Consider the following 15734-nt stretch of genomic DNA (forward strand, 5'->3'; position numbering starts at 1 on the left):
TAGCTTTTCCAGTCTTTTTAAACCTGGTAAAGGAAAATACACGCAGGCATCGAATTAAGAAAAGGGAAAAGACAAACCACAGTCAACGGCTTCGGGAACATTGGCAGACACAGGCATTGAAGAGGCAGACCAAGGAGGAGAAAGCAATGGAACTTGATATCATAAAGCATTCAGAGTGGAAAGACACCAAATTCACGCTGCATTTGATCTCGCAGATTCTCGGAAAGATCAAGCTGGAAACCGCGCAGCAAGAGCCGCAATGGGCACACGTGACGTTGGCTGTCACACCGGAAGGCTTCTCAACTGGCTTATTGTTCCATAGAGTTGCGGCGTTTCAGCTCGATTTAGACATCATCAACAGCCGCATCCAAATCAATGTGGATGGCGACCGCCAAAACGTGCCGCTGGAACCGTCGAAATCCATCAAAGCTTATTTCGACGAAATCTTTCAATCATTGAATAGCCGCGGCATCATGTTTTCCATCAACCCGAAGCCGCAGGAAATGGCTTATACCAACAGGTTGGACGAAGATGACACGCCTTTAACGTTCAAGCAGAGGGATGCGGTCAGGGGGCTGAAACTGTTCCATTATGCGCTGCGCGAACAGCTGAAATTCGTCGGCCCGATGCGCTGCCGCAAAGTGAAGCCGGCATTGTTTTGGGGCACATTCGACGTCTCGCTGCTGATTTTGCACGGCATCCCTGAAGCGTTTCCCTTGGACAAAGTCATCGGAAAAGCGGCGTTTGATGAGCATATGCTGGAATACGGCTTCTGGCTTGGCGATGAAAACGTCGACGAGCCGACGTTTTTCGTCCTGCCGTATCCTTTTCTCTACAAAGAACTCGATACAAGCTCTTTGAAGCCTGCCGAAGCCTATTACGATCCAGCGAAAAGTGAATTTTTTCTGGACTTGGAAACGGCAGCCCGTTCTGCGGATCCGAGCGGAACCATCCAAGCGTTTTTCCAAACGACGTTTGATATCCTGATCCAGGAGCTCGACTGGCAAGGCTGCGCTTATTACTTCACGCCGCTGGATATGCCGAAACAAGGCGAAGCCGATTGACACGCAACAAGCAAAAAGCATAAGCAGCGAGCCATTCGCTGCTTGTGCTTTTCTTTTTTTACCCAGTAGTTTCCAATTGAATTAGGAGGGTATGGGAGAAAGAGAGCACGTAAAGACACAGCCGAAAAGGTGGATTTTATTGAGTAAACGCGTAAAAGACATCATCCTCGGGACGTTGGTGTACGCAGGAATCGGCTTTATCGTCACGCTGATCCTGAACGGCGGCGAACCGGTGTGGACGCTGGTCATCGGCCAAGGCATCGCCGGATTCCTCATCTATGCGTACATCTATCCGGCCCTGGAAAAACGGAAACGAAAGCGAATCTGATTGCCGAAGGAGATGCATATGGACAATAAAACAAAAATGAAGAAGTGGCTGAAAGAGCCGATTGTTTCAAAGAAATGGGACCGGTTTGTAAACTTTTTGCTGGCGTTTACGGGTGCGATGATCAGCACCACGGTATACCCGCAAACAGATATGCCTTTTTGGCAGTTCCTGCTGTTGATGATCCCGTTCGCTATTGTGCTCGTCTTCATCATCAAAGTGCTGGGGACTGTGTGGAGAAACAACCGAAAGCAACACGATGTGAAGTAGCAGCGTATTCATCGTAGAAGTGAATACCAAATGTAAAGACCGCTTATCCGATTCGGAATCAGCGGTCTTTTATTTGCCGAAAATGAAACATTATCCCTTTGCAGCCGTAAATGGAGTATAAGCGAACGGAGGGATGGCATGGCACATTGCACAAACTGCACGTATAAATGGAAAGCCAAAGATATCTGGAAGCTGGGGCTTTCCAAAGACGGCAAACAATGCCCGAACTGCCAAGCGACGCAATACGTGTCTTTTAAAGACGGCGGCGTGTGGATGGGGCTCGGTTACTTGAGCGGGATAGTCGGCCTATTATTGATCGTGTTTTTTCCTTTTTATATCAAGTTGAGTGATAAACAGGAATCGCCGCTATAGGGAAATAGCTAAGAACAGCCGAATACGCATGAGTGGCTTGTTAAGCACCATGCTTAGTTGGCTGTTCTTTTATTGCTATTTCTTAAATAGTTTTGCTTTCCGTATAAAATAAATCACATACAGCAGCACATTCAAAATGCATAAGAAAAACAGGATGAAAAACAAATAAAAAATGACTTCATCTCCACCAGGATAAATCCCGTCTGACAAATACCCCGCAATCAGCCCATTCGTCACCGACACCACCATCGCTGTCACAACAAACAAGCCAATCGTAAAGCCGTTCACCAGCCCATAGCGGTTGAAAGGGCGCACTGTCAACGTCATCAACAGCAGCGAACTGACAATGAACAAACCAAAAATAAAGCGTATGAAAAAGTAGATCTCCAAGCCTGGCAACACAAACTCCTCCTATTCACTGTTTCTGAAATCATAGGTTTCCTGCGGAACGTTCAACTGGTGCCCGTTGATCTCCACCGTATCGTTATCGACCCAAACGATCGTTGCCGACTCTTCCCGATCATTCCAGTAAATCGTTTTTTCTTTTCCATCTTCATCGTTAAAAATCAATTCACCACGAACCGCGTAAGCCACTGTCGCTCCGCCATTCGTCACATAAGTGCGAACGGTATAAGTACCATCAGGCGACACTGCCTCGGTTAGAAATTCGCCATCAGGCAACCGTTCCATATCGAAGAATCCCCAATAGACGGCGTAGCCCACAAGCGCAGCTATGATGATGAAAGCACCAAGACTGATAAATAATCCTTTTCTCATAACGAACACCTCTTTACATATAACGGAAATAAATGGAATAAGTTCTATCTGTTTAACTGGAAATATGGTGTGCATTAAATGCTGGATATCATTAGTTAACCACGTACGAATCCAAGATTGCGCAAATAACAAAAGAGCTGGCAGCCGTGACAGGGCTCAACAGCTCTTTCGGAGATCTACCTCTATCCATCTACAACTCGAAAAAGGAAAAAGCAAAAAAGATTGCAAACAATGCCAAGACAGTCAAAGCGTTCTGCGTTTTTTTATTGATTTCCTTATCCAAAAATGGCAGCCTTTCAAAAAACTTGCCCAATAGATAGGCACAGCATCCTGCCAGCAGAGCGCCAACTAACGTGTGCAAATCGTAGACGTATTTATCAATATAGCTGAACAGCATAACGGAAAACGCCACGGAAAAACCGATGGCATGGTGCTTCAAATTATAGTCTTTTTCTTTATTCATGCTTGCACCCCTTTATGAAGAAGATAGCTGCTAGTCAAAACATACCGAAAAAATCAGTGGCAAAAATCAAAATCACGAGAATCATTGCAAAAGTCAATTGCAGGATGGTAGACAAATAGGCCTTGGGATTCTCCGCATACTTCCATTCGACAACAGCCCGAACCGTTTCAGTGGCTATCACCATTGCAAACAATAAAACCCACGTTTCCAAGAACAAATACGTCTCTCCATCAAATCTTGTCGCATTGATAAAGCCGCCCACTAGCATTAAAGCAATAAAGAAAATCCGGATGCTCCAGTCGATTTTCTTATGAATGTCATTCAAATGATTATGGGAAAATGCTTTCGGCTTCTCGACGCCCAGCCATTTTCTAATGAGCGTATTAAACAGGAACATTGCTGAAGAAAGTACAATAATGAGAAGCAGGGTCTTTAACAAAAACGATGATTCGAATGCATACATTAAATTCCCTCCGATAGACAAGGTAATAACTTGGATCGTAGCTGTGCGTTTATAAAGTCATTCTATTTCCACTTTAACATAAAATTCCAAATAGTAGATTTTATTTTCGTTTGACTGAAAAATTGATTGATGAAATCTGTATGGTAAAATTATGGGAAATCAGAAAATGCAGTGAAGCGGCAGCGCAATTTAGCCGGTAAGGAGGATGACATAGCCATGCAAATACATAAAACCCATCAGACAAATCGAATTGAGCATCCGTCGGAAGCGGTCCACATCATCACCTCGGAATCGACAGCGGGCTCTTTACGAGTCGCCATACACGGGCCCAAGAATGTCATTGGTTTTCCCGATGCCTTTTCAATCGGACCATTGTGGAAGCTGGATGAAAAGACCGGCCAAGACGCCCGCAAGGAATGGTTATTCGCCAACATCAATCCTGGGGAAACAGCGGATGATTATGCGAATAAATTCAGGAATGCCCTGTTGCAAATAGACGACATCGCACAGGACGTGCCAATCTATCTGTGGTTTGGCGATAACGCGGAAGAACAAACGGGCCTGTGTTTTTATCTTTATTTACTGCGGGAAAAGAAAAACGAGATTTTCCTGCTGAACACGACGCAGCCCTACAAGAAATATTTCACCGAAGACGACTCTGCTTCTTTTCATACTGGGCTGCTGGACGCCAAAATACTAAAGCGATTTTTTGAAGAGGAAAAACACATGGAGGCTTTGACCGAAGAGCAACGGGTCGATTACCTTGAACAATGGAATGCTCTTTCGGAAACGACGGATGTGCTGCGGATTTGGAAAGATGGACGCATAGCCGCTGTGCCAGAAAATCATTACGATGCACTTATTTTGGAGACGGTGGAAAAACTGCAGAAAGAGCAGAGGGACAACGATTATGTCCTTGCTGCCAGAGTAGTCGGAGACATAGTCGCAAGAATGGACGAGTACATCGTTTACTTCTTCCTGGAATACAGAATCCGCAAGTTAGTGGATGAAAGAGCACTTGAAATCAAGGGAATAACCAAATCGATGCGCGATTATGGTGTGAAGCTGGGGTGAATCATATTATTCCTCAAAATATTTTTTGGAAAGCTAGATTGAAGATAAACAAATAATGGTAAAATTTATAAGAATAGGTTTTTGAGCGAAAATTCTTTCAACTCGATTTAGCTAACTGGTAAAAATAAAAATGGAGCGGGGAAGCTGGATGAAAAAGCGGATGGGGATCTGGATTGTAATTGTACTTTTGATTGGGGCAGTTGTGTATTTCTTCTGGCCGAGAGCAAGTGTAGAAACGCCTGTGGTAGTATCTGCGCAGATGAATGAAAAGAATCAAGAGATTGCCATTTCGTACATAACAACAAAAAGAGATCAGACGCCTCTGACGAAAGCAGTCGTAAACGAAAAAAGTTTTTACCCAACTGAAAATCCAGAAGAACAAGACGAGAAAAATAGTGCCTCTAAAATTCTTGCTAGTCAAAACGGATATCAACTTCGAGAAGACGTGATTAAACTTACGGGGGAAGAATTAAAGTATTTTATGGAATTATCCGGACGTGCACCGCTCGTTTCTGTCTCCTATAAAGATCATGCACCTGTTGAAACCATCCTCGTGGTATTGAGGGAAGATGAGGCGGCAGAGGGAATCATAAAAGGCGACGAACTCCACTATACATTTACAGCCGACGAACCAATGGACATTGCTACAATGGGACATTACGATTCGTCTGCCTTATTAAGAGCTTCAGGGAATGACGGGGAGCCAACGCTTTCAGCCAAATTAAAACAAGGAGAATCAATTGACGTCATCTTCAGTGAGCCTTACAAATTGGCGTCAAACGACGAACTGCTGCTGGAGATTCAAACCGCTGACGGAAAAAATTATATAAAGCATCTAGAAACAACGCTGGAAATTCCTGAAGGTTACTTAAAACAACTCGTAGCTGGAAATCAATAGTTAAATAGGATTGTCTATAGAGACGTACAGCTAGAAGATAGAGGGTAACTTAAAATCAAAGCACGAATAGCGAACAAAGTTAAGTTGATTCATCCATTTGGAAGGGGAGATATAGGGTGCTAGAGACAGTTGGAATTCCAGGAATGCTTATCTCAATTTTAGTGATAGTCGGATTGGTGTTATTATTTAGAAGGCTGTTCCAAAAAAATAGAAGATAGCCAAGATAAGTTAAAAAGTTTCGAGGAGAGATTCAACGATGCTGCAAAAGCAAAAAAACATGTTAATCATAGGCTTCCTTCTAATCCTGTTCCCACCGCTATTCATATTTGCCAGTGGTATTCCAACCCTGACAGAGCTATTTGGACAAGGGGAAGGGTTTGCCTATATGCTGGCCTATTTCCTGTTATTTATGATCTTTGCAGGCATGATTCTTGTGAATATTGTTATATTCAAGGCTTTCTTTAAAAGAGGGCGTGAATGATTGAAGGCGGATCCGACTGGGTCTGCTTTTTCTTTCTAATTCTTTACTTCCAAATACATGTACGTTATAATGTACATAATAGGAGGCGATGAAAATGTCAGCAATTACTGCAACTACACCAACGAATCTTCGAAAAAATTTATTCAATATTCTTGAGGATGTTACAGAAGCAAATACTGAGGTTATCATTACGCTAAAGTCTGGCAAAAACGCCGTATTAATCTCCGAAGACGAGTTGAATGCTTATCGTGAAACTGCTTATTTGATGTCTACTAAAGTAAATAGAGACAGACTTAATGAAGCAATTACACAGCTAGAGAATGGTGAAGGAAAGGTCCGGGACCTAATTGAGGACGGTAAAGATGCTTAAAGTATGGGCTGATCAAGCATGGGAAGATTACCTTTACTGGCAAAATACTGATAAAAAGAATGTTAAAAAAATAAATCGATTAATCAAGGAGATTGAACGTCATCCGTTTACGGGTCTGGGCAAGCCAGAACCACTAAAACATGACTGGAGCGGGTATTGGTCGCGGCAGATTACTCAGGAACACCGCCTTGTTTATAAAGTTGAAGATGATGCAATAAAAATTGCACAGGCAAGATTCCATTATTAAAAATGCAGCAAACTGCGTTTAATGCGATAGAAAAAATCGACAACTTAGAATATTGATTGGAGGCGAATCCAAATGGGTTCGCTTTTTCTATGCAATAAAACCCCATAAATTAACATCCAGTAGCTTAATCCACCCGAATTTGTGGTAAAATTATGTAAATTACTGCGGAAATTTGAAAGGGGCAGGCACATGGTTTATCAATCCCACACTCAGTCCGAAGCGCAGCTCGAAAAAGAGATGATCGAACAGCTCGTCAACTTGAAATATGAGCGCGTTTCGATTCCTTCCATCCAACACTTACAAGAAAACTTCCGGCAGCAACTCAACCGGTTAAATAGCGAGAACCTAGAAGGCACCGTACTGTCTGATAAAGAATTCGAACGCTTGCTGCTGAAAATCGAAGGCAAAAGCGTCTACGAATCTGCGAAGATTCTGCGCGATAAGCAAATCATTGCGCGCGACGATGACAGCACGCTGTATCTTCAATTGATGGACACGCAAGACTACTCAAACAATCACCTGCAAGTCACCCACCAAACAACGGTCGTCGGGCGCTACACGAACCGATACGATGTGACGTTATTGGTCAACGGGCTGCCGCTCGTGCAGATTGAATTGAAAAAGAGGGGCCTCCATTTTGTCGAAGGCTTCAATCAGATCATGCGCTACCGCAAAGATTCCTACGGTGGTTTATTTAACTTTCTGCAGGTTTTCGTCGTCTCGAATGGCGTCGATACGAAATACTTCGCAAACTCCGACAAAGAGCCGCAGAAGAGCCTGATGTTCTTTTGGTCGGATGATGAAAACAAGCGCATCACTAAACTCGATGCGTTCACGGATTCATTCCTGGAGCCGAAAATGCTCCAGAACGTCATTACCAAATACATGATCATTAACGATACCGACAAGCATTTGATGGTCATGCGCCCTTACCAGATCTATGCCGTCGAGAAGATTCTCAAGCAGGCGATTGACAACGAAGGAAACGGCTACGTCTGGCACACCACCGGGAGCGGCAAGACGCTGACGTCGTTCAAGGCTAGTGAACTGCTGGCGCAGGAAGAAGACATCAAGAAAGTCATTTTTCTCGTCGACCGCAAAGACCTGGATTCCCAGACCATGGAGGAGTTCAATAAATTTGAGAAAGACTCGGTCGACCGTACGACGAAAACAGGCGTCTTGGTCAAGCAGCTGAAAGACCCCCAGCGCAAGCGCATCATCACGACGATCCAGAAAATGGCGCACGCGGTTAAGACAAAGCGCTATGAAGACGTCATGGCATTATATGAAAACGAGAAAGTCGTCTTCGTAATCGATGAATGCCACCGCTCGCAGTTCGGCGAAATGAACTTGCTCATCAAGCGCCATTTCAAAAAGGCGCAGTATATAGGATTCACCGGTACACCGCGCTTTGTCGAAAACCGGAGCCAAGACGGGCGAACGACTTCGGATTTGTTCGAGGACTGCCTGCATACATATCTAATCAAAGACGCAATCCACGACGGCAATGTCCTTGGCTTTTCCGTCGAATACATCCGCACGATCAAGGAAAAAGAAGGCATCGATGACGTCACGAAAGTGCCGGGCATCGACCAGCAGGAATTATGGATTGCGGACGCGCGCATCAATATGATTGCCGAACACATCGCCGGCATTCACCACAAGAAGACCCATAACAAAACCTATACAGGCTTGCTGACAGCGGAAAGTATTCCAGCAGCCATTAAATATTATGATGCGTTTAAAAAGTTGAACACGGACTTGAAAATCACAACCATCTTCAGCTACGGCACAAACGAAGAAGTGGTGGAGGACCAGGAACGTTCGCGCCATTCGCTGGAACGGGTCATGCAAGATTTCAATAAGGAATTCGGCACAAACCACAATACCGAGAATTTCTCTTCCTATTTCGCTGACGTTTCCAAAAAAGTGAAAAGCGCCCAAATCGATTTGCTCATCGTCGTCGACATGTTCTTGACCGGCTTTGACGCGAAAAAGCTCAGTACGCTTTACGTCGATCGCAATTTGCAGCATCATGGATTGATCCAAGCCTATTCGCGCACGAACCGCGTTGAAGGTCCGAAGAAACAATATGGCAACATCGTCTGTTACCGCAATTTGAAAGATGCTACGGATGCAGCAGTACGCTTGTTTTCACAAACAGACGACACTGACACCGTGCTGATGAAAGAGTATAATCAATACTTGGCGGACTTCAAAAAGCAATTGGATAATATGCTTGATATTGCACTTATGCCAGAGGACGTTGACGAACTTGAAAGTGAAACAAAGCAGAAAGAATTTGTCATTGCATTCCGTGATTTGACACGTATTTTGACGAAGCTGAAAACCTTTGTCGAGTTCGATTTCAATCCGAAAGACCTTGGGATCAGCGAACAAACCTATAAAGATTTCCGCAGCAAATACTTGATGCTTTACGAAAATGCAATTGATGATAAAGAAAAAGTCTCCGTCATCAACGACGTCGACTTTGAAATCGAGTTGATGCAGACCGACCGCATCAATGTCGATTATATTTTGGAACTGCTGCGCAACATCAATTTTGAAAACAAACAAGAACGTGACACAGCGGTGCGCCGCGCTATCAAAGAGGTCAACGAGTCTTCCAGCGATGAAATGCGCCTGAAACGCGATTTGCTGCTGGACTTCTTGAAAGGCGTCGCGCCGACGCTGTCGAATAGCGATTCGGTCGACCAGAAATACCGCGACTTTGAAAACGAACGTCGCAAGCGGGAAATCCATGAGATGTCCCAGGAGCTGCATGTGGCGGAAGACCGATTGGAGTATTTCATGAAAGAATATGAGTTCACCGGCGTATCGCCCGACCAAGAAATCAATGACGCCGTCAAAGCGCCTTTCAAAGAAAAGCGGAAACGCGTGCAAGCCTTGAAAGATTTCATCTATAACAATGTCCGCAAGTATTCATAAACCACTCACCGCGCCCAGGTGATAGACACAATTGTTCTTCAAATTGTGTCTACCGCGGGGGCGCAAGTTAGAAAATATATTTAGCACATCAAAGGAGAACACATAAATGACAACTTCAGAAAAACAGCGCCAGCAACAAGCTGAATTGCATAAAAAACTATGGACGATGGCCAACGATTTGCGCGGCCAGATGGAAGCCTATGACTTCAAGAACTACATATTGGGATTGATCTTTTACCGATACCTGTCAGAAAAGACAGAAGCACGGATTGCGAAGCTATTGGAAGAAGACAATATCTCGTATGAAAATGCATGGAAAGACGAAGAGTATCGCGAAGGTCTGGTTGAAACCTTGCTTGAAGAAATCGGCTTTGTCATCGAGCCGGAATACCTGTTTTCATCGATGGTGACCGAGATTCCCAAAGGGGACAAAGGCACGTTTGATGTAGAGCTTCTGCACAAAGCCATCAAGGCGATTGAAGAATCGACACTCGGCACGAACAGCCAGCAGGATTTCGAACACCTTTTTGATGATATGGACCTGACTTCATCGAAACTTGGCCGTGATGTTAAGTCGCGCTCGAAGGTGATCGCAAAAATCATCCTTAGCATCAACGATATCCCGTTCTTGCATGATGATGTCGACATCGATGTACTCGGCGATGCCTATGAATACTTAATCTCGCAATTTGCAGCGAATGCCGGTAAAAAAGCTGGCGAATTCTACACGCCGCAGCAAGTATCGAAAATCCTGGCGAAAATCGTCACACATGAAAAGCCGAACTTGAAGAATGTTTATGACCCGACTTGTGGGTCAGGATCATTGATGCTGCGCGTTGCCAAAGAGTCGAACGTCCGCTTGTTCTACGGACAGGAATTGACGACAACGACTTTTAACTTGGCGCGCATGAACATGCTGCTGCATGACTTGCGCTACACCGATTTCGATATCCAGAACGACAATACATTGGAAAACCCGAAACACATCGATATGAGCTTTGAAGCGGTAGTTGCCAATCCACCTTACTCCGCTAACTGGAGCGCAGATGCCAAATACCTGGACGACGAACGCTTCAGCGATTACGGTAGGCTCGCGCCGAAATCCAAGGCCGATTTCGCTTTCGTCCAGCACATGATCCATCAATTGGACGACAACGGCACAATGGCCGTCGTCTTGCCGCACGGTGTACTATTCCGCGGAGCAGCGGAAGGCATCATCCGCAAATTTTTGATCGAAGAAAAGAACTACCTAGATGCGGTCATTGGCTTGCCGGCCAATGTCTTCTTCGGCACTTCGATCCCAACATGCGTGATGGTTTTTAAAAAGACCCGAAAAGCTGGAGAAAACGTCATCTTCGTCGATGCATCGAACGACTTCGAAAAAGGAAAAAACCAGAACAACCTGACAGACGAAAACGTCGATAAAATTGTTGAGACGTATAAATCACGCGAAACGATTGAGCGCTATTCCTACGCTGCAAGTTTGGAAGAGATCGAAGAGAACGATTATAACTTGAACATTCCGCGTTATGTCGATACTTTCATCGAAGAAGAAGTAATAGACTTGAATGCGGTGCAAGCTCGATTACAGGAGATTGATCAAGAAATTGAAGACATTGATCAGGAGCTTGAGGAGTATTTTAAGGAATTGGGGGTTGGTTTAGGTGAACGTACCTCAATTGAGATTTGAAGGATTTAGTGAGGAGTATGAAAGAAAGAAGATTGGTGATTTTTTAGCCGAAAGTAGAGAAATTGGTAGTAAAGGAGATACTGCTGCAAAATTAACAGTAAAGCTTTGGGGAAAAGGAATTGTCCCCAAAAGAGAAGCGGTTATGGGGAGTGCAAATACCCAATATTATAGGAGAAGAGCTGGTCAATTAATGTACGGAAAGCTAGATTTTTTAAATAATGCTTTCGGAATTGTACCAAAAGAATTGGATGGGTATGAATCCACTATTGATTCGCCAGCATTTGATATAGAAAACATTAACTCTGAATTCTTATTAAATTATATTATGCGAAAAGATTTTTATAAAAAAAATGGAGAAAAAGCAAATGGTAGTAGAAAGGCTAAGAGGATACACCCAGAAGATTTTTTTGAAATGCCCATTAGTATTCCTTCTATAGAAGAACAAAATAGAATAGGGTATTTTACAAGACTATTAGAAGCTAGAATTGTGAAGCATCAAGAGAAAATTGAACAGCTAGAGCAGTTTAAAAAAAGAATGATGCAGAAGATTTTTTCGCAGGAGCTGCGGTTTAGAGATGATGATTCAACTTGGGAGAAATTAAGACTTCGTGATGTGTGTACTATTTCTAGTGGAAAGAGGCTCCCTAAAGGACATTCTTTTTCACAAGAAGGAATACCCTATATAAGTGTTTCTGATATGGGAGAAAAATACGTTGAAAAAGTAAAGTTTTCATTTATAGCTCAAGACACTGAAAAAATATTGAATAAATATAAGGTAAATACAGGGGATGTTATTATATCTATTGCAGGAACCCTCGGCAAAATTAACTTGATAGATGATAGTCTTGATAATGCTAATCTAACCGAAAATTGCAATAAAATTACCGGTTTCAAAAACGTTATAAATACGTATATTTATTATTGTTTAAAATCTGAAGCTATTCAAAGAAAAATAAAAGAGGTTAGTACCACTAGTAGCCAACCAAAATTAGCGCTCGATAGATTAAGAGATTTTTATATTTTTGTTCCAGCAATTAAAGAGCAGCATAAAATTTCGGAGTTTCTTATCGCTTTAGACAAAAAAATTGAAAAGGAAAAAGAGAAATTGATGGTTTTGGAGGAGCAGAAGAAAGGTTTTTTGCAGGGGATGTTTGTTTAGTTTTTCAAAATAGAACATCCAGTTCTTTAAGTTTCTACTGTAGGGGTCTATTTATGGTATCTCCTTTATAAAGTATTACCTATAAGTTCTATGTAGAATATTAATTAAGGAGGATGCTAAGTAATGTATTTGAAAAATATAAGCCTAACTAATTTCAGGAAATTTAATGCAGGTAAAGAAAATCAACCTGCCATTACTATAGATTTTAATCCTAATTTCAATATATTGGTTGGTGAAAATGATTCTGGTAAAACGGCAGTAATAGACGCAGTGAGATATCTATTAGGGAGTGTTAGTAATGATTATGAACAGATAAAAGATGAAGATTTCTATACTGATTCTGCAGGCACACCATGCGATTATTTTTATATTGAAGGAATATTTGTCGATTTGTCTGAGAAGGAAGCTGGAACTTTCTTAGAATGGCTTTCTTTTGATGAAGTCTCAAGTTATCAATTGCGAGTTTCTCTTAGAGTTGAGAAAAAAATAAGTGACAATGGTCAAGAGTATATAGATAAAAAAACCTTAGCAGGAGACCAGGCTTTTGAAAGTAGTTTAAACAGTCAGGCAAAAGAATTTTTAAAAACTACATATTTAAAACCATTGAGAGATGCAAGTAATGAATTAAAACCTGGTTTTCGTTCTAGACTTGCTCATATATTAAGAGCACATCCTGCTTTCAAAAAGAATACTGATTCAACAGAACATGATTTAGTAATAACGATGCAGAAAGCGAATGAAAAGATTGAGGAGTTTTTTGAAGATGAATATAGTCACGGACACTCGCTAGTAAAAGATATTGAAAACTTATTAAAAGACTTTCATGATGTTGCTGATCAAAGTAAGTCACGTTCTAAATTTTCAATTACTAAAACAGATTTATTTTCAATTTTAAAAAGGCTAAGTCTTGATTCAGATGACGTTAATCTAGGATTAGGAAATTTAAATATTTTATTTATTGCAGCTGAATTATTATTATTGAATAATGAATCAGTTGAGCAATTGATTGGACCACAAATTACACTTATAGAAGAAATAGAAGCACATTTACATACTCAAGCACAAATCAGACTAGTTAAATACATAGAAAAAGAACTTGAAAAAAACAAAAGCCAATACATATTGACTTCTCACAGCTCAAATTTAGTAGCTTCTATCGATCCTCGACATATTATTATGATAAATGATGGTATAGCTTATCCTTTTGTAGAAGAATTTACGGAATTGGATACTAATGATTATGAATTCCTAGAAAGGTTTCTTGATGCCACTAAGAGTAATCTGTTCTTTGCCAAAGGAATTATATTAGTTGAAGGTGAATCTGAAATGCTATTATTACCAGCACTCGCGAATTTAATAGAGTATCCACTTCATAAAAATGGAATTTCGATAGTTAATGTAAGTGGGACATCATTTGAAAGATACATTAAACTCTATTCTAGATCTAGACTATGGAGAGAGGAAATGAGAAGACCATCAATTAAAACTCCTCTATCAATAGTAACTGACATAGACGTAAAGCCTTGGACATACTATGAGTTTGAAGAGAAAAGAGATAAGGTTTTTTCAATAATAAGCTTAGAAGAATTAGAAAAAGTATTAATTTTTTGCGAAGAAAGTCTTGAAGAAGTAATTTCAGAAAATATTGGGGTTGAATATTCAACTTTAAATAAATTGGCTCTGGACTTTAAATTCAAAGTTAAAAAAGAATATGTTGTAGAATTAGAAGAATTATTAAAGAAGAACATAACAGAAACTTATATTAAAGAAAAAGAAAGAAAGAAAATAGAGATTTTAGAAGAAAAATATAGAGATTATGATTCAAATGTAAAGCTTTGCATTGCTCTTGAATGGACATTGGAATATACTTTGGCTCAAAGTGTATTAGCCCCATATCTGGTAGAAGCAATTCACGAAGTAAGATATAAGAATCCGTATAAAGGAAAGTTTTTACAAGCATATAATGAACTTATAAGGAAATTAAAAGAGCCCTCGATTAATCCTCATATTGCTTATGAAATTTTTCAGCCAGTAAATGATAAATTAGTATCTAAAGCAGAAGTAGCGCAATTGCTAGCTATAAAATTAAATGATTTAAAGGCTAAGCCATTAGAATATCAAGCTTTAAAAGAGGCAGTATTGAAAGATAGAAACCTAGAGTACCTAATAAATTCAATAAAACATTCAGCCAGTTTAGAGTGAGATTTGGGGGGAGAATGTGAATATTCAAGAATCGCTTAACAAAATTTCTAGCAAAATATTGCCATCTGGATGTGAGTTTTTTCCACAACAACAAGAAGCTATTAAAGCTGAAGGTTCAATTGATGTAATTGCAGGACCTGGTTCAGGAAAGACTACAGTTTTAATTGCTAAGTATGAAATGTTATTAGAACGAAGCGCTGAAGATAATAAAGGAATTTGTCTCATAACTCACACAAATGTTGCAGTAGATGAGATAAAAAAAGGATTAAATAAATTAGGAAGAAACAATATAGACTACCCAAATTTTATAGGAACAATACAGGAGTTTTTTAACGTTTTTTTTGCTAGAAAAGCATTTCATCTTTTGTTAGGAGAAAAAAAGTTCAAAGTGTTAGATGATGATGAATATCAAGAGAAGTTTGAAAAGAAATTTATACAATACAAGCCAAATTGGCCCTATCCTAACAAACCAAAGTTCAGTAATTCAAATCCTAAAATAAATGTCTTTACTGATTTGTCATATTCAGTCAGTAGTAATGCCACACAGTCTTATAAAAGTGCTTTTAATAAATCTATAGAAAAACTCTTCGAAAGTGGGATAATCAATAACCAGCAGTGCTTAGAGTTAGCAAATTGGTACATAAATAGATATGGGGAAAGTTTGAAGAAAGCAATATCAAATCGGTTTAGCTATGTGTTGTTAGATGAGGCACAAGATACAAGCTTTTTACAGTATGAAATGTTAGGTTTCCTTTTTTCAAATAATAATATATCTTTTCAAAAATTTGGGGATCCTTACCAAGCTCTTTATAATGTTTTTGAAGGAAATAGAGATGCATGGACACCTTCTAAAGACGAAACTAGCTATAAGGAAATATCTGAGACATCGAGATTTGGAAATAGCATTGCAAATATAGTGAAAAATGTATG

At 40.8% G+C, this 15734-nt stretch carries 18 protein-coding genes; 14 read left to right on the plus strand and 4 right to left on the minus strand.

Annotation, left to right across the window (positions count from 1 at the left end):
* Window positions 1-146: 146 nt before the first annotated feature.
* The 4 genes from QMA09_RS15165 to QMA09_RS15180 all read left to right on the plus strand — a co-directional run bounded on the left by QMA09_RS15165 (window position 147) and on the right by QMA09_RS15180 (window position 2031).
* Entirely contained in the window at window positions 147-1064 is a 918-nt protein-coding gene (locus tag QMA09_RS15165) for a DUF5996 family protein (RefSeq protein ID WP_290213705.1), read from the plus strand.
* Between the two features lie 139 nt (window positions 1065-1203).
* A complete protein-coding gene (locus QMA09_RS15170) occupies window positions 1204-1392 on the plus strand; it encodes a hypothetical protein (protein ID WP_290213706.1) in 189 nt (62 codons plus the stop codon).
* 18 nt (window positions 1393-1410) lie between these two features.
* Entirely contained in the window at window positions 1411-1659 is a 249-nt protein-coding gene (locus QMA09_RS15175) for a hypothetical protein (protein WP_290213707.1), read from the plus strand.
* 138 nt (window positions 1660-1797) lie between these two features.
* Entirely contained in the window at window positions 1798-2031 is a 234-nt protein-coding gene (locus tag QMA09_RS15180; RefSeq protein ID WP_290213708.1) for a hypothetical protein, read from the plus strand.
* A 75-nt stretch (window positions 2032-2106) separates the two neighbouring features.
* Here the strand turns inward: QMA09_RS15180 and QMA09_RS15185 are convergent, their stop codons facing one another.
* From QMA09_RS15185 to QMA09_RS15200, 4 genes are all read right to left on the minus strand, one after another.
* Entirely contained in the window at window positions 2107-2430 is a 324-nt protein-coding gene (locus QMA09_RS15185; RefSeq protein WP_290213709.1) for a hypothetical protein, read from the minus strand.
* A gap of 12 nt (window positions 2431-2442) precedes the next feature.
* Entirely contained in the window at window positions 2443-2808 is a 366-nt protein-coding gene (locus QMA09_RS15190; RefSeq protein ID WP_290213710.1) for a DUF5412 domain-containing protein, read from the minus strand.
* A gap of 190 nt (window positions 2809-2998) precedes the next feature.
* The gene (locus tag QMA09_RS15195; protein WP_290213711.1) at window positions 2999-3271 is read right to left on the minus strand and encodes a hypothetical protein; all 273 of its coding nucleotides are present in this window, start codon (window positions 3269-3271) and stop codon (window positions 2999-3001) included.
* 34 nt (window positions 3272-3305) lie between these two features.
* Window positions 3306-3734: a DUF4181 domain-containing protein gene (locus QMA09_RS15200; protein ID WP_290213712.1), complete on the minus strand. Its 429-nt coding sequence runs from the start codon at window positions 3732-3734 to the stop codon at window positions 3306-3308.
* A gap of 216 nt (window positions 3735-3950) precedes the next feature.
* On the opposite strand from QMA09_RS15200, the gene QMA09_RS15205 reads away from it, so the two are divergent.
* The 10 genes from QMA09_RS15205 to QMA09_RS15250 form a co-directional block, all read left to right on the plus strand.
* Window positions 3951-4808, plus strand: a complete 858-nt coding sequence (locus tag QMA09_RS15205) for a DUF1835 domain-containing protein (RefSeq protein WP_290213713.1) — start codon at window positions 3951-3953, stop codon at window positions 4806-4808.
* Window positions 4809-4956: 148 nt separating this feature from the next.
* Complete coding sequence (locus QMA09_RS15210; RefSeq protein WP_290213714.1) at window positions 4957-5706, plus strand: hypothetical protein; 750 nt, start codon at window positions 4957-4959, stop codon at window positions 5704-5706.
* A 256-nt stretch (window positions 5707-5962) separates the two neighbouring features.
* Window positions 5963-6187 (plus strand): hypothetical protein, encoded by a 225-nt coding sequence (locus QMA09_RS15215; protein ID WP_290213715.1) that lies wholly within the window; start codon window positions 5963-5965, stop codon window positions 6185-6187.
* A 94-nt stretch (window positions 6188-6281) separates the two neighbouring features.
* Window positions 6282-6557, plus strand: coding sequence for a type II toxin-antitoxin system Phd/YefM family antitoxin (locus QMA09_RS15220; protein WP_290213716.1), 276 nt, complete (start codon window positions 6282-6284; stop codon window positions 6555-6557).
* Window positions 6550-6804 (plus strand): Txe/YoeB family addiction module toxin, encoded by a 255-nt coding sequence (locus QMA09_RS15225; RefSeq protein ID WP_290213717.1) that lies wholly within the window; start codon window positions 6550-6552, stop codon window positions 6802-6804. Before QMA09_RS15220 ends, QMA09_RS15225 begins: the two co-directional genes overlap by 8 nt.
* Before the next feature lie 189 nt (window positions 6805-6993).
* On the plus strand, window positions 6994-9753 hold the full coding sequence (locus QMA09_RS15230) for a type I restriction endonuclease subunit R (RefSeq protein ID WP_290213718.1): 2760 nt from the start codon (window positions 6994-6996) through the stop codon (window positions 9751-9753).
* 106 nt (window positions 9754-9859) lie between these two features.
* A complete protein-coding gene (locus QMA09_RS15235; protein WP_290213719.1) occupies window positions 9860-11443 on the plus strand; it encodes a type I restriction-modification system subunit M in 1584 nt (527 codons plus the stop codon).
* Window positions 11418-12602: a restriction endonuclease subunit S gene (locus tag QMA09_RS15240; RefSeq protein WP_290213720.1), complete on the plus strand. Its 1185-nt coding sequence runs from the start codon at window positions 11418-11420 to the stop codon at window positions 12600-12602. Before QMA09_RS15235 ends, QMA09_RS15240 begins: the two co-directional genes overlap by 26 nt.
* A gap of 123 nt (window positions 12603-12725) precedes the next feature.
* Entirely contained in the window at window positions 12726-14804 is a 2079-nt protein-coding gene (locus QMA09_RS15245) for an ATP-dependent nuclease (RefSeq protein ID WP_290213721.1), read from the plus strand.
* Between the two features lie 16 nt (window positions 14805-14820).
* The coding region (locus tag QMA09_RS15250; RefSeq protein ID WP_290213722.1) for a UvrD-helicase domain-containing protein at window positions 14821-15734 on the plus strand (914 nt) is incomplete at its 3' end.

The sequence above is a fragment of the Planococcus sp. APC 3906 genome (assembly GCF_030407685.1).
In the GTDB taxonomy this organism is placed as follows: Bacteria; Bacillota; Bacilli; order Bacillales_A; family Planococcaceae; genus Planococcus; species Planococcus koreensis.